Annotated in this window: 17 protein-coding genes; 7 read left to right on the plus strand and 10 right to left on the minus strand. The window is 41.3% G+C overall.

The window, feature by feature from the left end:
• Positions 1 to 287 precede the first annotated feature (287 nt).
• Positions 288 to 698: a transcriptional regulator SpxA gene (gene spxA, locus ACYQY7_RS12330; RefSeq protein WP_032100744.1), complete on the plus strand. Its 411-nt coding sequence runs from the start codon at positions 288 to 290 to the stop codon at positions 696 to 698.
• 12 nt (positions 699 to 710) lie between these two features.
• Here spxA and cls read toward each other — a convergent pair whose 3' ends face one another.
• On the minus strand, positions 711 to 2219 hold the full coding sequence (gene cls, locus ACYQY7_RS12335) for a cardiolipin synthase (RefSeq protein WP_461202460.1): 1509 nt from the start codon (positions 2217 to 2219) through the stop codon (positions 711 to 713).
• Positions 2220 to 2276: 57 nt separating this feature from the next.
• Positions 2277 to 2945 (minus strand): adaptor protein MecA, encoded by a 669-nt coding sequence (mecA, locus tag ACYQY7_RS12340; protein WP_461202461.1) that lies wholly within the window; start codon positions 2943 to 2945, stop codon positions 2277 to 2279.
• 223 nt (positions 2946 to 3168) lie between these two features.
• Between mecA and ACYQY7_RS12345 the strand changes: the two genes are divergently transcribed.
• Positions 3169 to 4353: a competence protein CoiA gene (locus tag ACYQY7_RS12345; protein WP_461202462.1), complete on the plus strand. Its 1185-nt coding sequence runs from the start codon at positions 3169 to 3171 to the stop codon at positions 4351 to 4353.
• Between the two features lie 37 nt (positions 4354 to 4390).
• On the plus strand, positions 4391 to 6187 hold the full coding sequence (gene pepF, locus ACYQY7_RS12350) for an oligoendopeptidase F (protein WP_461202464.1): 1797 nt from the start codon (positions 4391 to 4393) through the stop codon (positions 6185 to 6187).
• A 24-nt stretch (positions 6188 to 6211) separates the two neighbouring features.
• Here the strand turns inward: pepF and ACYQY7_RS12355 are convergent, their stop codons facing one another.
• From ACYQY7_RS12355 to ACYQY7_RS12375, 5 genes are all read right to left on the minus strand, one after another.
• The gene (locus tag ACYQY7_RS12355; RefSeq protein ID WP_032100740.1) at positions 6212 to 6376 is read right to left on the minus strand and encodes a hypothetical protein; all 165 of its coding nucleotides are present in this window, start codon (positions 6374 to 6376) and stop codon (positions 6212 to 6214) included.
• Positions 6377 to 6614: 238 nt separating this feature from the next.
• On the minus strand, positions 6615 to 7427 hold the full coding sequence (locus ACYQY7_RS12360; RefSeq protein ID WP_461202466.1) for a ClpXP adapter SpxH family protein: 813 nt from the start codon (positions 7425 to 7427) through the stop codon (positions 6615 to 6617).
• On the minus strand, positions 7411 to 7815 hold the full coding sequence (locus ACYQY7_RS12365; protein WP_461202468.1) for a globin domain-containing protein: 405 nt from the start codon (positions 7813 to 7815) through the stop codon (positions 7411 to 7413). The genes ACYQY7_RS12360 and ACYQY7_RS12365 overlap by 17 nt, the downstream gene beginning before the upstream one ends.
• A 57-nt stretch (positions 7816 to 7872) precedes the next feature.
• Entirely contained in the window at positions 7873 to 8487 is a 615-nt protein-coding gene (locus tag ACYQY7_RS12370; protein WP_461202470.1) for a lytic transglycosylase domain-containing protein, read from the minus strand.
• Complete coding sequence (locus ACYQY7_RS12375; RefSeq protein WP_461202472.1) at positions 8484 to 9074, minus strand: CYTH domain-containing protein; 591 nt, start codon at positions 9072 to 9074, stop codon at positions 8484 to 8486. Before ACYQY7_RS12375 ends, ACYQY7_RS12370 begins: the two co-directional genes overlap by 4 nt.
• Positions 9075 to 9203: 129 nt before the next feature.
• Between ACYQY7_RS12375 and ACYQY7_RS12380 the strand changes: the two genes are divergently transcribed.
• The 4 genes from ACYQY7_RS12380 to ACYQY7_RS12395 are packed head-to-tail and all read left to right on the plus strand — an operon-like array spanning position 9204 to position 11900.
• The gene (locus ACYQY7_RS12380) at positions 9204 to 9560 is read left to right on the plus strand and encodes a UPF0738 family protein (RefSeq protein ID WP_461202474.1); all 357 of its coding nucleotides are present in this window, start codon (positions 9204 to 9206) and stop codon (positions 9558 to 9560) included.
• 12 nt (positions 9561 to 9572) lie between these two features.
• The gene (locus ACYQY7_RS12385; RefSeq protein WP_183249338.1) at positions 9573 to 10211 is read left to right on the plus strand and encodes a GTP pyrophosphokinase; all 639 of its coding nucleotides are present in this window, start codon (positions 9573 to 9575) and stop codon (positions 10209 to 10211) included.
• Positions 10212 to 10217: 6 nt separating this feature from the next.
• A complete protein-coding gene (locus tag ACYQY7_RS12390; RefSeq protein WP_461202476.1) occupies positions 10218 to 11009 on the plus strand; it encodes an NAD kinase in 792 nt (263 codons plus the stop codon).
• A gap of 12 nt (positions 11010 to 11021) precedes the next feature.
• Positions 11022 to 11900: an RluA family pseudouridine synthase gene (locus ACYQY7_RS12395; RefSeq protein WP_461202478.1), complete on the plus strand. Its 879-nt coding sequence runs from the start codon at positions 11022 to 11024 to the stop codon at positions 11898 to 11900.
• Here ACYQY7_RS12395 and prpE read toward each other — a convergent pair.
• The 3 genes from prpE to ACYQY7_RS12410 form a co-directional block, all read right to left on the minus strand.
• The gene (gene prpE / locus ACYQY7_RS12400) at positions 11897 to 12634 is read right to left on the minus strand and encodes a bis(5'-nucleosyl)-tetraphosphatase PrpE (protein ID WP_461202479.1); all 738 of its coding nucleotides are present in this window, start codon (positions 12632 to 12634) and stop codon (positions 11897 to 11899) included. The genes ACYQY7_RS12395 and prpE overlap by 4 nt on opposite strands.
• A gap of 79 nt (positions 12635 to 12713) precedes the next feature.
• On the minus strand, positions 12714 to 13097 hold the full coding sequence (locus ACYQY7_RS12405; RefSeq protein WP_461202480.1) for a hypothetical protein: 384 nt from the start codon (positions 13095 to 13097) through the stop codon (positions 12714 to 12716).
• Positions 13098 to 13122: 25 nt separating this feature from the next.
• A complete protein-coding gene (locus tag ACYQY7_RS12410) occupies positions 13123 to 14223 on the minus strand; it encodes an amidase domain-containing protein (protein WP_461202481.1) in 1101 nt (366 codons plus the stop codon).
• Positions 14224 to 14485: the final 262 nt, after the last annotated feature.

Genomic DNA, 14485 nt, shown 5'->3' on the forward strand with positions numbered 1-14485 from the left:
TTCCTTCAAAAGGTAGCCCGTGATGACTTTTCATAGATTTTTTGACGCTACCTTTCCCATGTTTACTTTTATTGTAGAGAAAATTTGAAACGAAAGCAACGAAAAATGAAACCATTTTCATCGGACAACCGTATAATAAGTTGGGTAAAATTGAAAAAAGGTGTATCTTTCTAAACTTTTTTGTTGTATAATGTACATTGTAGAGTTTTTTAAAGTCATTTTAAAATAAGATGTGTTTTAATACAGAAGCTATTAAAGCAACCCATGTTTAAGGGAGTGATTTATATATGGTGATCGTGTATTCATCGCCAAGTTGCACGTCTTGCCGAAAAGCAAAAGCGTGGTTAGAAGAACATAACATTCCGTATAAAGAGCGCAATATTTTTGCCGAGCCGTTAACGATTGAGGAAATTAAAAGCATTTTGCGTATGACGGAAAACGGAACGGACGAAATTATTTCGACTCGTTCAAAAATTTTCCAAAAATTAAATATTCAAGTGGATTCATTGCCGCTGCAAGATTTATATGAAATTATTTGCCAACATCCAGGTTTGTTGCGCCGTCCGATTATTATGGACGAAAAGCGCCTGCAAGTTGGTTACAACGAAGATGAAATTCGTCGCTTTTTACCGAGAAAAGTGCGAACGTATCAATTGCGTCAAGCACAACAGCTCGTCAACAACAAAGGCTTAGCGTAAATGCTAAGCCTTTTATAGTAGTGGCGAAAGGAGGCGCGCTGTCGATTCAGCGATGCGTATCCAAAGTGGTCGGCGTTTGAATTGGTTAATATCGATTTTTGATGAATGCCGAAAGTCGTTTAAAAAGTCATCGACTAGCGTTTGTACGCTCGGTGTTTGATATAAAAACGCGTTTACTTCAAAATTTAAATGAAAGCTGCGCATATCCATATTCGCTGTGCCAATTGAGGCCAGTTCGCCATCTACGACGATAATTTTGCTGTGCATAAACCCTTTTTCGTATTCGTAAATGGTCGCTCCTGCTTCGAGTAGTTCAGGAAAATAAGAGCGGGAAGCGTAAAACACAATTTTTTTATCCGGTCGTTTCGGCACGAGAAGCCGTACATCAATGCCGCTTAATGCTGCTACTTTCAATGCCGTTAAAATATCTTCATCCGGGATGAAATACGGCGAGGCGATCCAAATCGATTGTTGGGCTGATGTAATCATCGCAAAAAATAAATGTTTAATGACTTCCCATTTCGTATCTGGTCCACCAGCGACAAGCTGAACACCCCCGAGCGTTTCATCCTCAACTGTCGGCGCATGTAAATAGTTCATTGTCAACCATTGTTGACCGGTCATGTAATACCAATCTTGTAAAAAAATAAGTTGTAGCGTGCGCACCGCTTCGCCATACACGAGTAAGTGCGTATCGCGCCAAAAGCCGAAATATTCATTTTTCCCTAAATATTCATCACCAATATTTAAGCCACCAACGAAACCGACTTTTCCGTCAATGACGATAATTTTACGATGGTTGCGGAAGTTGATCGTATTGTTTAAAAACGGCAAGCGAACAGGGGAAAACGGGATAATGTCTACGCCCGCCTCACGCATATCTTGTATGTACGTTTTCGACAGTTTCCAACTTCCGACTGCATCATATAAAAAGCGGACGTACACTCCTTTTTTTGCTTTAGCGATTAATATTTGTTTTAGCCGTTGCCCGATATCGTCATCACGCACGATGTAATATTCAAGATGAATGTGATGCTCTGCTTTTTCTAATTCCGCAAAAATGGCGGCGAACGTTTCTTCCCCGTTTGTTAATACGCGCGTTTTTGTCGCGGTTGAAATCGATTCTTTCGTCATTCGTCTAGCTAGTTGTAACAACGGCTGTTGATGCGGCTTCATATATAATTTTCGTTCATGATTCGTATCATTCCGTTCTAGTTTGCGAAACGTTTGTTCATCGAGCAGCGCCTTTTTTCGAAATAATCGCTTTTTGCGATAGTTTTGACCGAGTAAAAAATAAAAAATAAAGCCGATGAGCGGAAAGCTACTGAATAAAACGAGCCATGTGAGCGTTTTTGTCGGATGGCGATTTTCTAAAAAGATGACAAACGAAATAAAAATAACTGACAATGTGACAAATAAGCTGAACGTTCCGAGCAGCCAGCCTTCCCAATAATCTTTTGTCACTGCTAAAAAGCCGATGAAAGCAAGTATAAACAGTACAACTTTTAACGCATTTCTCATTTGTTGTTCACCTAACCTTGCGAGAAAAAAGCCGATTTCAACTGGTTGAAATCGGCGTTATGAGTTTGGAAAGTGTTTCGCGATCATCGTGAGTGCTTGTTCTGCGATGACGATTTTCCCATATTCTTCAAGGCGATGGATCGTCATTTGAGAATCTTGCCCGTATTCAAGTAATATGCTTAACATATTATCAATGTCGCGATCGGTATCTTCTTCTGTAAACTCGACGTACAAGTAATAGTTATTTTCAAATGCGAACAACTTGTTGTGTAATGTTGAAAAATCGCGACGATGAGCAAGAGAGATAACGTCTTCAATGTTTTTAAAGCGGATGACGAACTGGAGCGGATTATCAGGTTCTGGCGACGGCGACGATTTAATAATGTTAAAATGTTGATCTAATATATGTTCAATTTTTTCATCGACCGGTAAGTCTTTGAATCGTTCGTCGAGAATAGGCAACTCCAGTCTGCTTCCGTCTTTTGAAATTTGGGCTTTCGTCACGAACACTTCCAATCCTTTTTCAAGCGCGTGCACTTGAATCCAAAGCGGTCCTTCTAAATAAATTTCCACTTCTTGATGAATTTCGTCCATCATTTCCCAAAACAATTCTTCGCTTCGTTCGCGATTGTACCAAATTTCTTCGCGATCAAAGCCACGTTCTTCAATATCTCCGTACGATATATATAGCTTCAACGTATATTCATTGATGCGTTCGATTTCCATGTTCTTCATCTCCCTTCTACGATTATCCATTCAGGAAGGGAATTTACCCCTGAGCGTTCGCCCATCATTCCACATCTTGTACTTCTATTGTATGACAAAATGTGAAAGAAGGGAAATAAAAAACGCCTAATTCAATAAATTTAGTTGTTCCCCTATTTTTTGTATTTGTTGCAGGAAAAAAGGCGATTTTGGTGAAAAAATGTGTGGAGAAAGGGGAGGTTGCATGTTTGTTGCATTATTGAAAAATGGAGAAACATGTTCGTTATTAGACGATTGGACACTTGAACAGCTACATGTATTGCGGGCGACGCAGTCGTTTTTTTGCCCTGTTTGTTTGAAGCGGGTGCAATTGAAAATTGGAAAAAAACGAATGTCGCATTTTGCGCACGAAACGAAATGCACGATCGAAACAGAGCGTGAAACAATCGCTCATTTACAAGGGAAACAACAGCTATATGAATGGCTCATCAAGGACAATATCGAAGCGGAAGTGGAAAAGTATTTACCGCATATTCGTCAACGTCCGGATGTATTTGTTATGCATGAAAAAAAGATGTACGCAGTCGAATATCAATGCTCTGTCATTCCAACCTCTTTATTCGTGAAACGAACGAACGCGTACATAAACGCACATATTGTCCCGATTTGGTTGCTTCATTCATCACATGTGCGGCACCGTGGTTTGTTTTTTCAACTATCTTCATTTTCGTGGCTTTTTTTCAATAGTTACGAGATGATTCCGCTTTATTGCCCCGAACGTCGCGAAGTATTGTTTCTTCACCATCTCATCCCGCTATCCGCAACGATGGCATACGGAGAATGGACGACGATTCCGCTCTATACGATGTCACTTTCTTCTTTCCAACAGACGCCTCAACGACAACACAATCACTTGTTTCATGCATGGCAAATGAAAAAGAAACAATGGCGGCTGTCTCCGTTGTATTATCGAACGAATCGCTCCTTTTGTCGCATCGTTTATAATGAGCATATGACCCCATCGTTATTTCCGCATGAAGCCGGCATTCCGCTTCGCCATTCGTATTGGTTTGAGACGCCTCCGTTTATTTGGCAAACGTATATGTTGCTTGAGATCATGCGTATTCCATCTCATATGACGTTTTCGTTTCATCAATTATATGAGCGAATGCAACATTTCATTCGTCAAAACCTCGTTCATATTCGCCGATTGCCACTTATGACAAAAAGCCATTATTCGTATGCGTTCATGGATTATTTACATGCGCTCGTGTCGCTTCGATTGTTGAAAAAAGTCGGAAAAAGTACGTTTCAGCGCATTCGGTCATGGTCGCTTCCACGCACGATCGCAGAGGCGATTGAAGGAGATGAGCAAGTGTTGCGACGAATCGTAAGCAAAAAAGAGGATTTTTTCACAAAACGAGAATAATATATAAGTAAACATTTTTATGTAAGGGGTGATGAACATGGCAAAAACATTGCCGACACGTAAAGACGTTCCGGTAGAGTATACGTGGCGTCTTGAAGATATTTTTTCGACTGATGAACAATGGGAAGAGGAATTTCAGGCCATTCACGCACTTCTTCCGAAATTTTCGGAGTATAAAGGAAGATTAGGGGAAAGCGCAGAAACGTTATACGAAGCGTTGCAATATCGTGACCATGTGTTGCTGCGACTAGGAAAATTATATGCGTATGCGCATATGCGCCATGATGAAGATACGACAAACTCGCTGTATCAAGGATTTGAGTCGAGAGCGGAAGGATTGTATGCTGAAGCAGGCAATGCGATGGCGTTTATCGTTCCCGAAATTTTAGCGCTCGATGAATCGGTCGTGCGCACGTTTTTACAACAACACGAACCGCTTCGACTGTATGAGCATGAACTAGATGAAATGAATCGTCAACGTCCGCACGTGTTATCGGAAAAAGAAGAAGCGTTACTTGCGCAAGCGGCGGATGTGATGAACGCATCAAGCAATACGTTTGGGGCGCTAAATAACGCCGATTTACGTTTTCCGACGATTCAAGATGAGAACGGGGAAGAAGTGGAAGTGACGCACGGTCGTTACATTCGTTTTCTTGAAAGCGAAGATCGTCGCGTGCGGCATGATGCGTTTAAAGCGGTATACGATACATATCGCCAATATGAAAACACGTTTGCAAGCACGTTAAGTGGAGCGGTGAAGCGCAACAACTTTTTTGCGCGCGTTCGCAATTATCGTTCGGCGCGTGAGGCGGCATTAAGCAAAAATCAAATTCCTGAAGCGGTGTACGACAATTTAATTGAAACGATTCATCGTTATTTGCCGCTTTTGCATCGTTACGTTCAATTGCGCAAGCGGGTGCTTGGATTAGATGAGCTACATATGTACGATTTATATACGCCGCTTGTGAAACAAGCCGATATGAAAGTGACGTATGAAGAAGCGAAAGACATATTGTTAAAAGGGCTTACGCCACTAGGTGATGAATATATTGCGATCGTCAAGGAAGGGTTTGATCATCGTTGGGTCGATGTGCAAGAAACGCGCGGCAAACGGAGCGGAGCGTATTCGTCTGGTTCGTATGGAACGAATCCGTACATTTTAATGAACTGGCAAGATAATGTGAACAACTTATTTACGCTTGCGCATGAGTTTGGTCATTCCGTGCATAGTTACTATACGCGAAAATATCAACCATATCCGTACGGAAACTACTCGATTTTCGTTGCTGAAGTCGCATCAACGTGCAACGAAGCATTACTGAACGATTATTTACTAAAAACGATTGATGATGAGAAAAAGCGGTTATATTTATTAAACCATTATTTAGAAACATTCCGTGGCACAGTATTTCGTCAAACGATGTTTGCGGAGTTTGAACATATGATTCATGAGATGGTGCAAAACGGCGAGGCGCTTACAGCGCAAGTATTGACGGAAAAATATTATGAGCTAAACAAAACATATTTCGGCGATGGCATTGTCATCGATGAAGAAATCGGTTTAGAATGGGCGCGCATTCCGCATTTTTATTACAACTATTATGTATATCAATATGCGACAGGATTTAGCGCAGCGACCGCATTAAGCAAACAAATTTTAGAAGAAGGTACACCAGCGGTTGAGCGTTACATTGAGTTTTTAAAAGCAGGAAGCTCCGATTATCCGATTGAAGTGTTGAAAAAAGCAGGTGTTGACATGACATCTCCAGAGCCAATTGAACAAGCGTGTCAAGTGTTTGAACAAAAATTACAACAACTCGAGCAACTATTGTAAAAGGCGACTGTGCGTCGCCTTTTTTCAATGAAATCCGCGAAAGCGATGGCGGTTGTTCAAATAAGTGAAAAAGGAAAAGAAAGAAAGAAATAAAAACGGAATCGATATAAATAACGGAAATAAGCGCATTAATGCGAAAAAGTGAATGATGAGTGCGACAATGATCCAAATGATATGTGCGACAAACATCGAACCCCCCCTTTATTTATTCATAGTAAGCAAGGGAGAAAATAATTATGACAAATGTGTGAACAAGTAAACAAAATACTTGTCAAGACATGAAGGGATTTGTTAATATATAAACGTGAAGTGAATCACAATCAAACAAACTTATACCCCTTTGTTTGACCGTGAAAAATTTCTCCCATCCCCTTTGTTGTCTTTATGACAAAGAAAAAGGACTCGGCATCCCCCGAGTCCTTTTTCTTTATCCGATCCAGCGCCAAAATGAGCCGATTTTCTCCACTTTTTGTTTTAGACGCAATTTTTTTAATTCACATTCAGCTTTGCTGTGCGGGATGTTGTACACCATCGCAATATCATCGGTTGTAACGAATTGAGCGTGATGTAAAAACTGTTCAATTGGTGGAAGCGGAGATGGTTGAGGATGAAACCCAAGCATTTCATAAATTAAGTCGACATACACGTCGTACGGATAACAGCCTGAAATTTTAATGCCTTCATCTTCAATATTTTCGTTGAAAAAGACGAGCGTTGGAACTTCACGAACGTCCATTTCCGCGCGAATTTTTAAATCGCATTGAAGCGCTTTGACCGCGCTTGGTGAAGATAAGTCATTTATAAATTCTTGCACATCTAAACCGGCGGCGATGGCGCATTGAATGAGCGTGTTTGTCTCTGTAATCGTTTTGCCTTGAATAAATACAATTTCTTGTAGTTGACGTAAAAAGCGAATGCTTGCTTGTCGCCCTTGCAATTCCGCTGCTTTCACAGCGAGCGATGCAACATACGGAATCGGTAGCGGTGTCTCAAGAAACAATCGGTCTTCGCAAGCAATGCCGATGCGCGATGCATGTCGATCAATTCGTTTGTAATTTACGCCATTAAGTCGATCGAGTTGGCCGGTCAAGACGTGACGTAACGTAAAATATTGTCCATATTCGATCCATAACTTTTTTAAAACAGGCTCAAGCGCCCAGCAGTCTGGGCAGAGAGGATCGACAAATAAATAAATTTCTAGTTGTTTTGTCGTTCCTTCTTGGTTAACATTCACCTTCATGCTCCTTTCGCTCGTCCTCTGGTGTATTAATCATATGTTGAGCAGTTAAAATGAGCCGTTGATATAACTCATCACGAACAGGCCCTTTTAGTCCGATTTCATCCATCGCCTCATGCATACAGGCAAGCCATGCTTTTGCGCGCGTTGGCGTAATCGGAAAAGGCAAATGGCGCGCACGCAACATCGGATGTCCGTGTTCAGCTGTATAAAGCGGTGGTCCGCCTAAATATTGCGTTAAAAATTGTTTTTGTTTTCGCGCCGTCTCTGTTAAATCTTTTGGGAAAATAGGCGACAAGTCGGGATGTTTCGCTACCCGTTCATAAAATGCATCGACAAGCTTGGCGACAACTTGTTCGCCTCCAATCGCTTCATAAGGGGATGGAAACATATGAAAAACTCCTTTGCCGAAAATATATCAATATTGTAACAATGACTTTGTCTCATCTCAAACGATGTGACTTGTGGAATAGTACGTTTGCATCACTTTTTTTACATAGTTCATTGTTTCGCGAAACGGTGGAATGCCTCCATGTTTTTCGACATTGCCTGGCCCTGCGTTATATGCGGCAAGCGCCAGTGCGATATTGCCGTCATACCGGTCGAGAAGTTGACGTAAATATTTCGTTCCACCTTCAATGTTTTGCCGTGGATCGAAGGCGTCTTTTACCCCTAACATGTGCGCCGTGCTCGGCATTAACTGCATAAGCCCCATCGCGCCGACGCGACTTTTCGCTTGTGGATTAAAATTAGACTCATGACGAATGACCGCATAAATCAGCTTCGGATCGACATCATATTTGGTAGCGGCTTCATCAATCCATTGATGAATTGCATGTTTTTGAAAAGGTGCGTTCGTTTCATTTGTTTTATATGTTGGTACGTTCGTTTCTTCGCTTGTCATTATTGGAAGCGACGGACGCATGTCAGTTTCTTCATTCGCTTCAGCTGTGACTAACTCGCGAAAAAGATCGTGAAACGAGGTTGTCGCTCCTTCTTTTTTTCCTTGTAAATGTTGCAGCGCTTGTAGTTCTAAAAGCAATTTGATTTGTTGCACGTTCATGACGATCGCTCCGTTTCGTATTTCGCTTCGTAAAATCGTTCAATTTTATTTTTCGTTTGTCGCTTCGGAATATGAAACGACTGTAATAGAGATGTGAACGCCTTTTCGCCTTCGGTTCGATCGCTCGCTTCGTATTCGATTTCATAGTCAGCAACGTTCATATATTCGCTATAGTCCAATACGAGCGTGCCGTTTTGATACGGTCGTTCGACGCGGCGAGTCGTTAGCGCTCCAAAGCAAACGATCGTTGTCGGGTCAATATGAAGCGACTGCAATATGTTTGCGATGTCGCCTTCAAGTGACTTTGTGCCCGAAATAAGTGCTGTCGCTGTTTCGTTTGTTAACGGCTCGTGCGTCTCTAACAGTCCGTTTTCATATGGTTGCTTTAATGTTAATGTATATGTGCCGTTTTTCAAACGAATGCGTAATGCGCTTTTTTGTCGTTTTAATTGAAAGTCTGGGGTGTCAAAATAATAATTTTGTTGCACGTTCCATTCCTCATCACGCACCGCAAACGCATGTGTGAACCGAGTAAATTCTTCAGCCGTTAACATATTTTTAAATTCAATTTCAAGTTCGTGCCTCATCTTTTCTTCTCCTTGCGTCGTTCTACTTTTTATTATCAACATGTATGCGAAAAAGTGCAACTAGTGAACATCGCTAGGCGAAATGTGGTAAAATAAAGGTGGACATCATAGATGGACGGAGGAAGGAAGATGAAAATATATGTGCATACAGCAGAGAAAAAAGAAAATGGATGGCATATGATATGCGACACGTCGCTTCAAGGTTTAAAGCCAAAACGGCATATGCTTGTTGATTCTGATGCGTGTGCGTTTGTATACATATTAGAAGCGAGTGATGCGTTCGTTTATGTCGTCATGCCAAAAGAAGTATGGGGAGCGATGAAAGAAGCGCTTCGTACGAGCGAGCCGATGTTTCTTGTCGGAAGTGATGCAACGATCGAATTAGAAGGCATTCATGAAGAAGCGGCGTACTTAATTGACAATATTGAAGGAAATGCAAATTACGGCGAAGAAATGGAACAGGCGGTAACGGCATTTTTTGCATAAGTAGGTGGTTTTGTGGAGAGACATTGGGAATTTTTTTTAGCGCCGTACAAACAGGCGGTCGAAGAGTTGAAAGTCAAGCTCAAAGGGATGCGCGCTCAATTTGAAATGCAAGGCATTCATTCTCCGATTGAATTTGTGACAGGAAGAGTGAAGCCGATTGCGAGCATTTTAGATAAGGCACAAAAGAAAAATATTCCGCTCGATCAACTCGAACAACAAATGCAAGATATTGCGGGATTGCGCATGATGTGTCAGTTTGTCGATGACATTCAAACGGTTGTAGAACTGTTGCGCAAGCGAAATGATTTTACAATTGTCGAAGAACGAGATTATATTACGCAAAAAAAAGAGAGCGGTTATCGTTCGTATCATGTCGTCATTCGTTACCCGGTACAAATGATTTATGGCGAAAAAAACATTTTAGTTGAAATTCAAATTCGAACGTTGGCGATGAATTTTTGGGCGACGATTGAACATTCGTTAAACTATAAGTATAGCGGTAAGTTTCCTGAAGATATTCGACAGCGATTGCAGCGAGCAGCGGAAGCCGCGTATTTATTAGATGAAGAAATGTCGAAAATTCGTTTTGAAATTCAAGAGGCACAAGCAGCGTTTTCGCGCAAGCAAGAAGTAAAAGATAACGAGGGGTGAAAATGAGTGAAATTTGCGGTCACATCAAAAGGGGATGCGATATCAAACGAATGTATGTATAAAATTCGTACATATTTAACCGATTTTTCCTTAACGTATGATGAAGATGAACCGGATATTGTCATTTCGGTCGGAGGGGATGGGACGTTATTATATGCGTTTCATCGTTATCGAAGTCGGCTGGAGCAAACAGCATTTGTCGGAGTACATACGGGGCATTTAGGCTTTTATGCCGATTGGGTGCCTAATGAAATTGAAAAGCTTGTCATCGCCATTGCGAAAACGCCATATCAAGTCGTCGAATACCCGCTTCTTGAGGTAACGATTCGATATGTGAGCGGCGGACGCGAGGCAAAATATTTAGCGCTCAATGAATGTACAGTAAAAAGCGTGAGTGGCACGCTTGTGATGGATGTTGAAATTCGTGGAGAATTGTTTGAAACGTTTCGTGGGGATGGGTTATGCATTTCAACGCCGTCGGGAAGCACGGCATACAATAAAGCGCTTGGAGGCGCCATTTTACATCCGTCGCTTGAAGCAATTCAAGTGGCAGAAATGGCATCGATTAACAATCGTGTGTTTCGTACAATTGGATCGCCGCTTATTTTGCCAGCGCATCATACGTGTATGTTAAAGCCGGTCAATGACGTCGATTTTCAAATTACGGTTGACCATTTATCGTTATTGCATAAAGATGTGAAGTCGATTCAATGCCGCGTCGCCGATGAAAAAATTCGTTTCGCCCGCTTCCGTCCGTTTCCGTTTTGGAAGCGCGTGCGCGAATCATTTATTCAGTAGAAGGGGATTCGTATGTTTCAACTTCGTTGGATCGTCACCCCACAACAAGATGGGATGCTCGTTCGTGAATTTTTAAAACAACAACATATTTCAAAAACGGCGTTAACGGATATTAAATTTCAAGGGGGACGAATAGAAGTTAACGATATGCCTGTGACCGTTCGTTACGTGTTAAAAGCAGGCGATGAAGTGCGCGTGTCGTTTCCCCCAGAACAAAAAAGTGCACATATGGTCGCTCAGCCGATTCCGCTTTCGATTGTGTATGAAGATGATTACGTGATCGTTATTCATAAGCCGCCGCATATGGCGACCATTCCGTCGCGTGAACATCCGCAAGGGACGCTGGCGAATGCATTATTGTATCATTACGAAAAGCAAAACTTACAAACGACGGTGCATGTCGTGACAAGGCTTGACCGCGACACATCTGGGCTTGTGCTTGTCGCAAAACATCGCTATGTGCATCATATATTAAGCGAACAACAAAAACAAGGAAAAGTGAAACGGCGCTACGAAGCGGTTTGTCATGGGTATGTCACCCCGCTCGTTGGGACGATTGATGCGCCGATTGGACGAAAAGGCGACAGCATCATTGAGCGGGAAGTGCGGTCAGACGGTCAGCGGGCGGTGACGCATTATGAAGTATTGCAACAAAAAAACGAGATGACGCACGTGTCGATTCAATTAGAAACGGGGCGTACGCATCAAATTCGCGTCCACTTTTCATATATCGGTCATCCGCTCGTTGGTGATGATTTGTACGGAGGCTCGCGTGAACAGATCGACCGCCAAGCGTTGCATAGTTGTGAATTAACGTTTTTTCATCCGTTTTTTGAAAAAACGATGACGTTTCATGCCCCGCTTCCTCATGATTTCGCCCGTTTGCTTTAGTCAAACGGGCGAAATTTTTCTGCGACATACGGCATCGTTGATGGAACAGAAACGGTCTCCATTTCTGGATAACGAAGGGCTGTGAGTTGTCCGCCGAATACGCAGCCGGTGTCGATGTTGACTGTGTTGTTTAGCCAGCGCGGTTCTTTGACGGGCGTATGCCCGTATACGATAAGCGCATCGCCTCGGTAATGTTTTGCCCAATCGCGCCGAACGGGCGAGCCGTCTGGATGCTTTTCTCCTGTAATATCGCCGTATAAAACGAACGTTTTCACTTTTTGATGGAATTGCCCAATGTAATCGGAGCGAATGCCGGCGTGGGCAACGATCAATTTTCCACCGTCTAAAACGGCATAAAGCGGCGCGTTTTCGTACAGTTTCATAAACTGTGTGCGAATGCGTGCTTTCGTTTTGTCATCAGCTCGTTCCCATTCAGCAACTGTCGTTTCAAGCCCATGTGTCACTTGCACATTTCGTCCGAGAAAAAAACGATACAATTTGTCGCAATGATTGCCCGGGACGTACACCGCCCCGTGCTGTTTAACGAGTGAAACGACTGTATCAATGACTCGTAACGACTGCGGACCGCGATCGGCTAAATCACCGACGAATGCAAGCTTCCGACCGTTCGGATGAATCGGTATATCGTGTTCCCAAACGTAGCCAAGCTTTTTTGTTAATAACATGAATTCGTGAAAACAGCCGTGAATATCGCCGATAATGTCATACATCATTCGTTGACCTTCTTTTAAAGATATTTGTTATTCATTATGCACAAAAAAATCCCCAGAGCAACATGCACTGGAGAATCATTTAATTTTTTCCCCAAAAAATTTCAGGGTTATATTCTGTAAGGGTCATCTTGTCGTTGTAAACACCTACTTCGATCAGTCGATTATCTTTACTGAATATATGGCGATATTCGCCTAATTTTTTTATTGCTTCTTCATCTTTCCATCCTTCATTTACAATAGTTTGATAGAAAGGATGGGACGGTGTAAAGTCAGACATAGGCTCTTCTAACTGGAAGAAAGCTTGACTGATAAAAACAGGATGCACCTTGCCTTTATCGCTATCTATTTTTATGACTTTTGCCCCTTCAGGAATGGGAAACCCATCGTACATTGGGATGTCTTTATGACTACATCCTATTATAAAGAAAGCTAACAACGTGAACAACAACATATATTTTTTCAATGTTTTTTCCCCGCTTTAAATTTGTTTAATTCGAATACCAGTAATCATTTGTTTGAATAAAATAATGTTTTGCTGACGGATTAACTGATTTCCATGGACGATTATAGTCGCTTGGTGTATGTTGGGCAGTTAACGGTTCGCCATTGCTATCATAGTTTACTACGATGGAAAGATGATCAAAATAGCCATCATTGTTCAAATCGTATCCAACGAGGCTTCCAATTTTTAAGTCTTTTACGTTACTTATATAATAAGCACCAAGCCCACCTGCATCATTGTTTCTTCTTGCATAATAAACATAATCATGAGCAACAGACCAACTTGTAGTGTTTTGGTTACCTTGATACCACCACCGCAAATCGCCCCACCAATCCATATTTACTCCACCACCGCGGTTAATTGCTTGTGAAATAAAGTTTGTACAATTGTTTGAGAAAACTCTAAAGTCAGGGTTGTTTTTGTTATACCAATTGTATGCATATGATCTAGCTCCTGATCGATTGTACAAGTGTTGTGTGGACATTATGCTTATGTCATTCGTTGCTTCAATAACTTGTTGTCTATTCATTTCTTCAATTGGAGGTAAGTTGCTATTTGATGCCTGTTCACTAGTGTAATCCATTTCATCTTCAAATTTGTAATCAACTAATGCATATAACTTGCTTCTTTTGTTTTCGCTGGACGTGAAAATAAACTCATGTGTTCTTGTTTCAAGCCATGGATGTTCTTCCATCTGCTTTTTGTTTTTGTACTGGTAGTATTTAGCTACCTCCACTTTCAAACTTAACTTAATTGTTTCATTTACCTGATTTATTTGTATGTCGTCTACGTTCAAAATTTCTATTTTCTTGTACGATGCACCTAATTTATTTATATAATCTTGGTCTCTTTTTATAATATTCTCTAATCTGAGTTGCGACTTAGTATTTTTTATTTGAATTTCTACATTTTCTTCACTATTTTGAGGGAGAAGGGAGGTGTACCTTTTTTCGATGATCTTTAAAGCTTCTTGAACAATTTTATTTTTCTCCTGTTCACTTATACTATCGTAGGCTAAAGCATTCGATGGAGAAAAAGTAAAAAACAAAGCAAAAAGGGAAAGAAAAGTGAGAACGACGTTTCTCATAGAACACTCCTCCTTATGAAAATAAATGTAACTCACCAATCATATTAACACTTATGTAAAATAATTTCAAGTATATGGATCCGATTAGGTGTTTAACAGTATGATTTCATTAGGAGAACGTACGTATGACTTTATAATGTAGGAAACATATTATTGATCAAACAAGGAATTAGTATATGAACAAACAATAGGGGAAATGTTCCCCTATTCAAAGTGTTGAAAAAGTAGGACGTCAAGAAAAAGTTCACTTTCCTCGTGAACT

It is taken from the genome of Anoxybacillus sp. TBDG-1 (genome assembly GCF_054815885.1).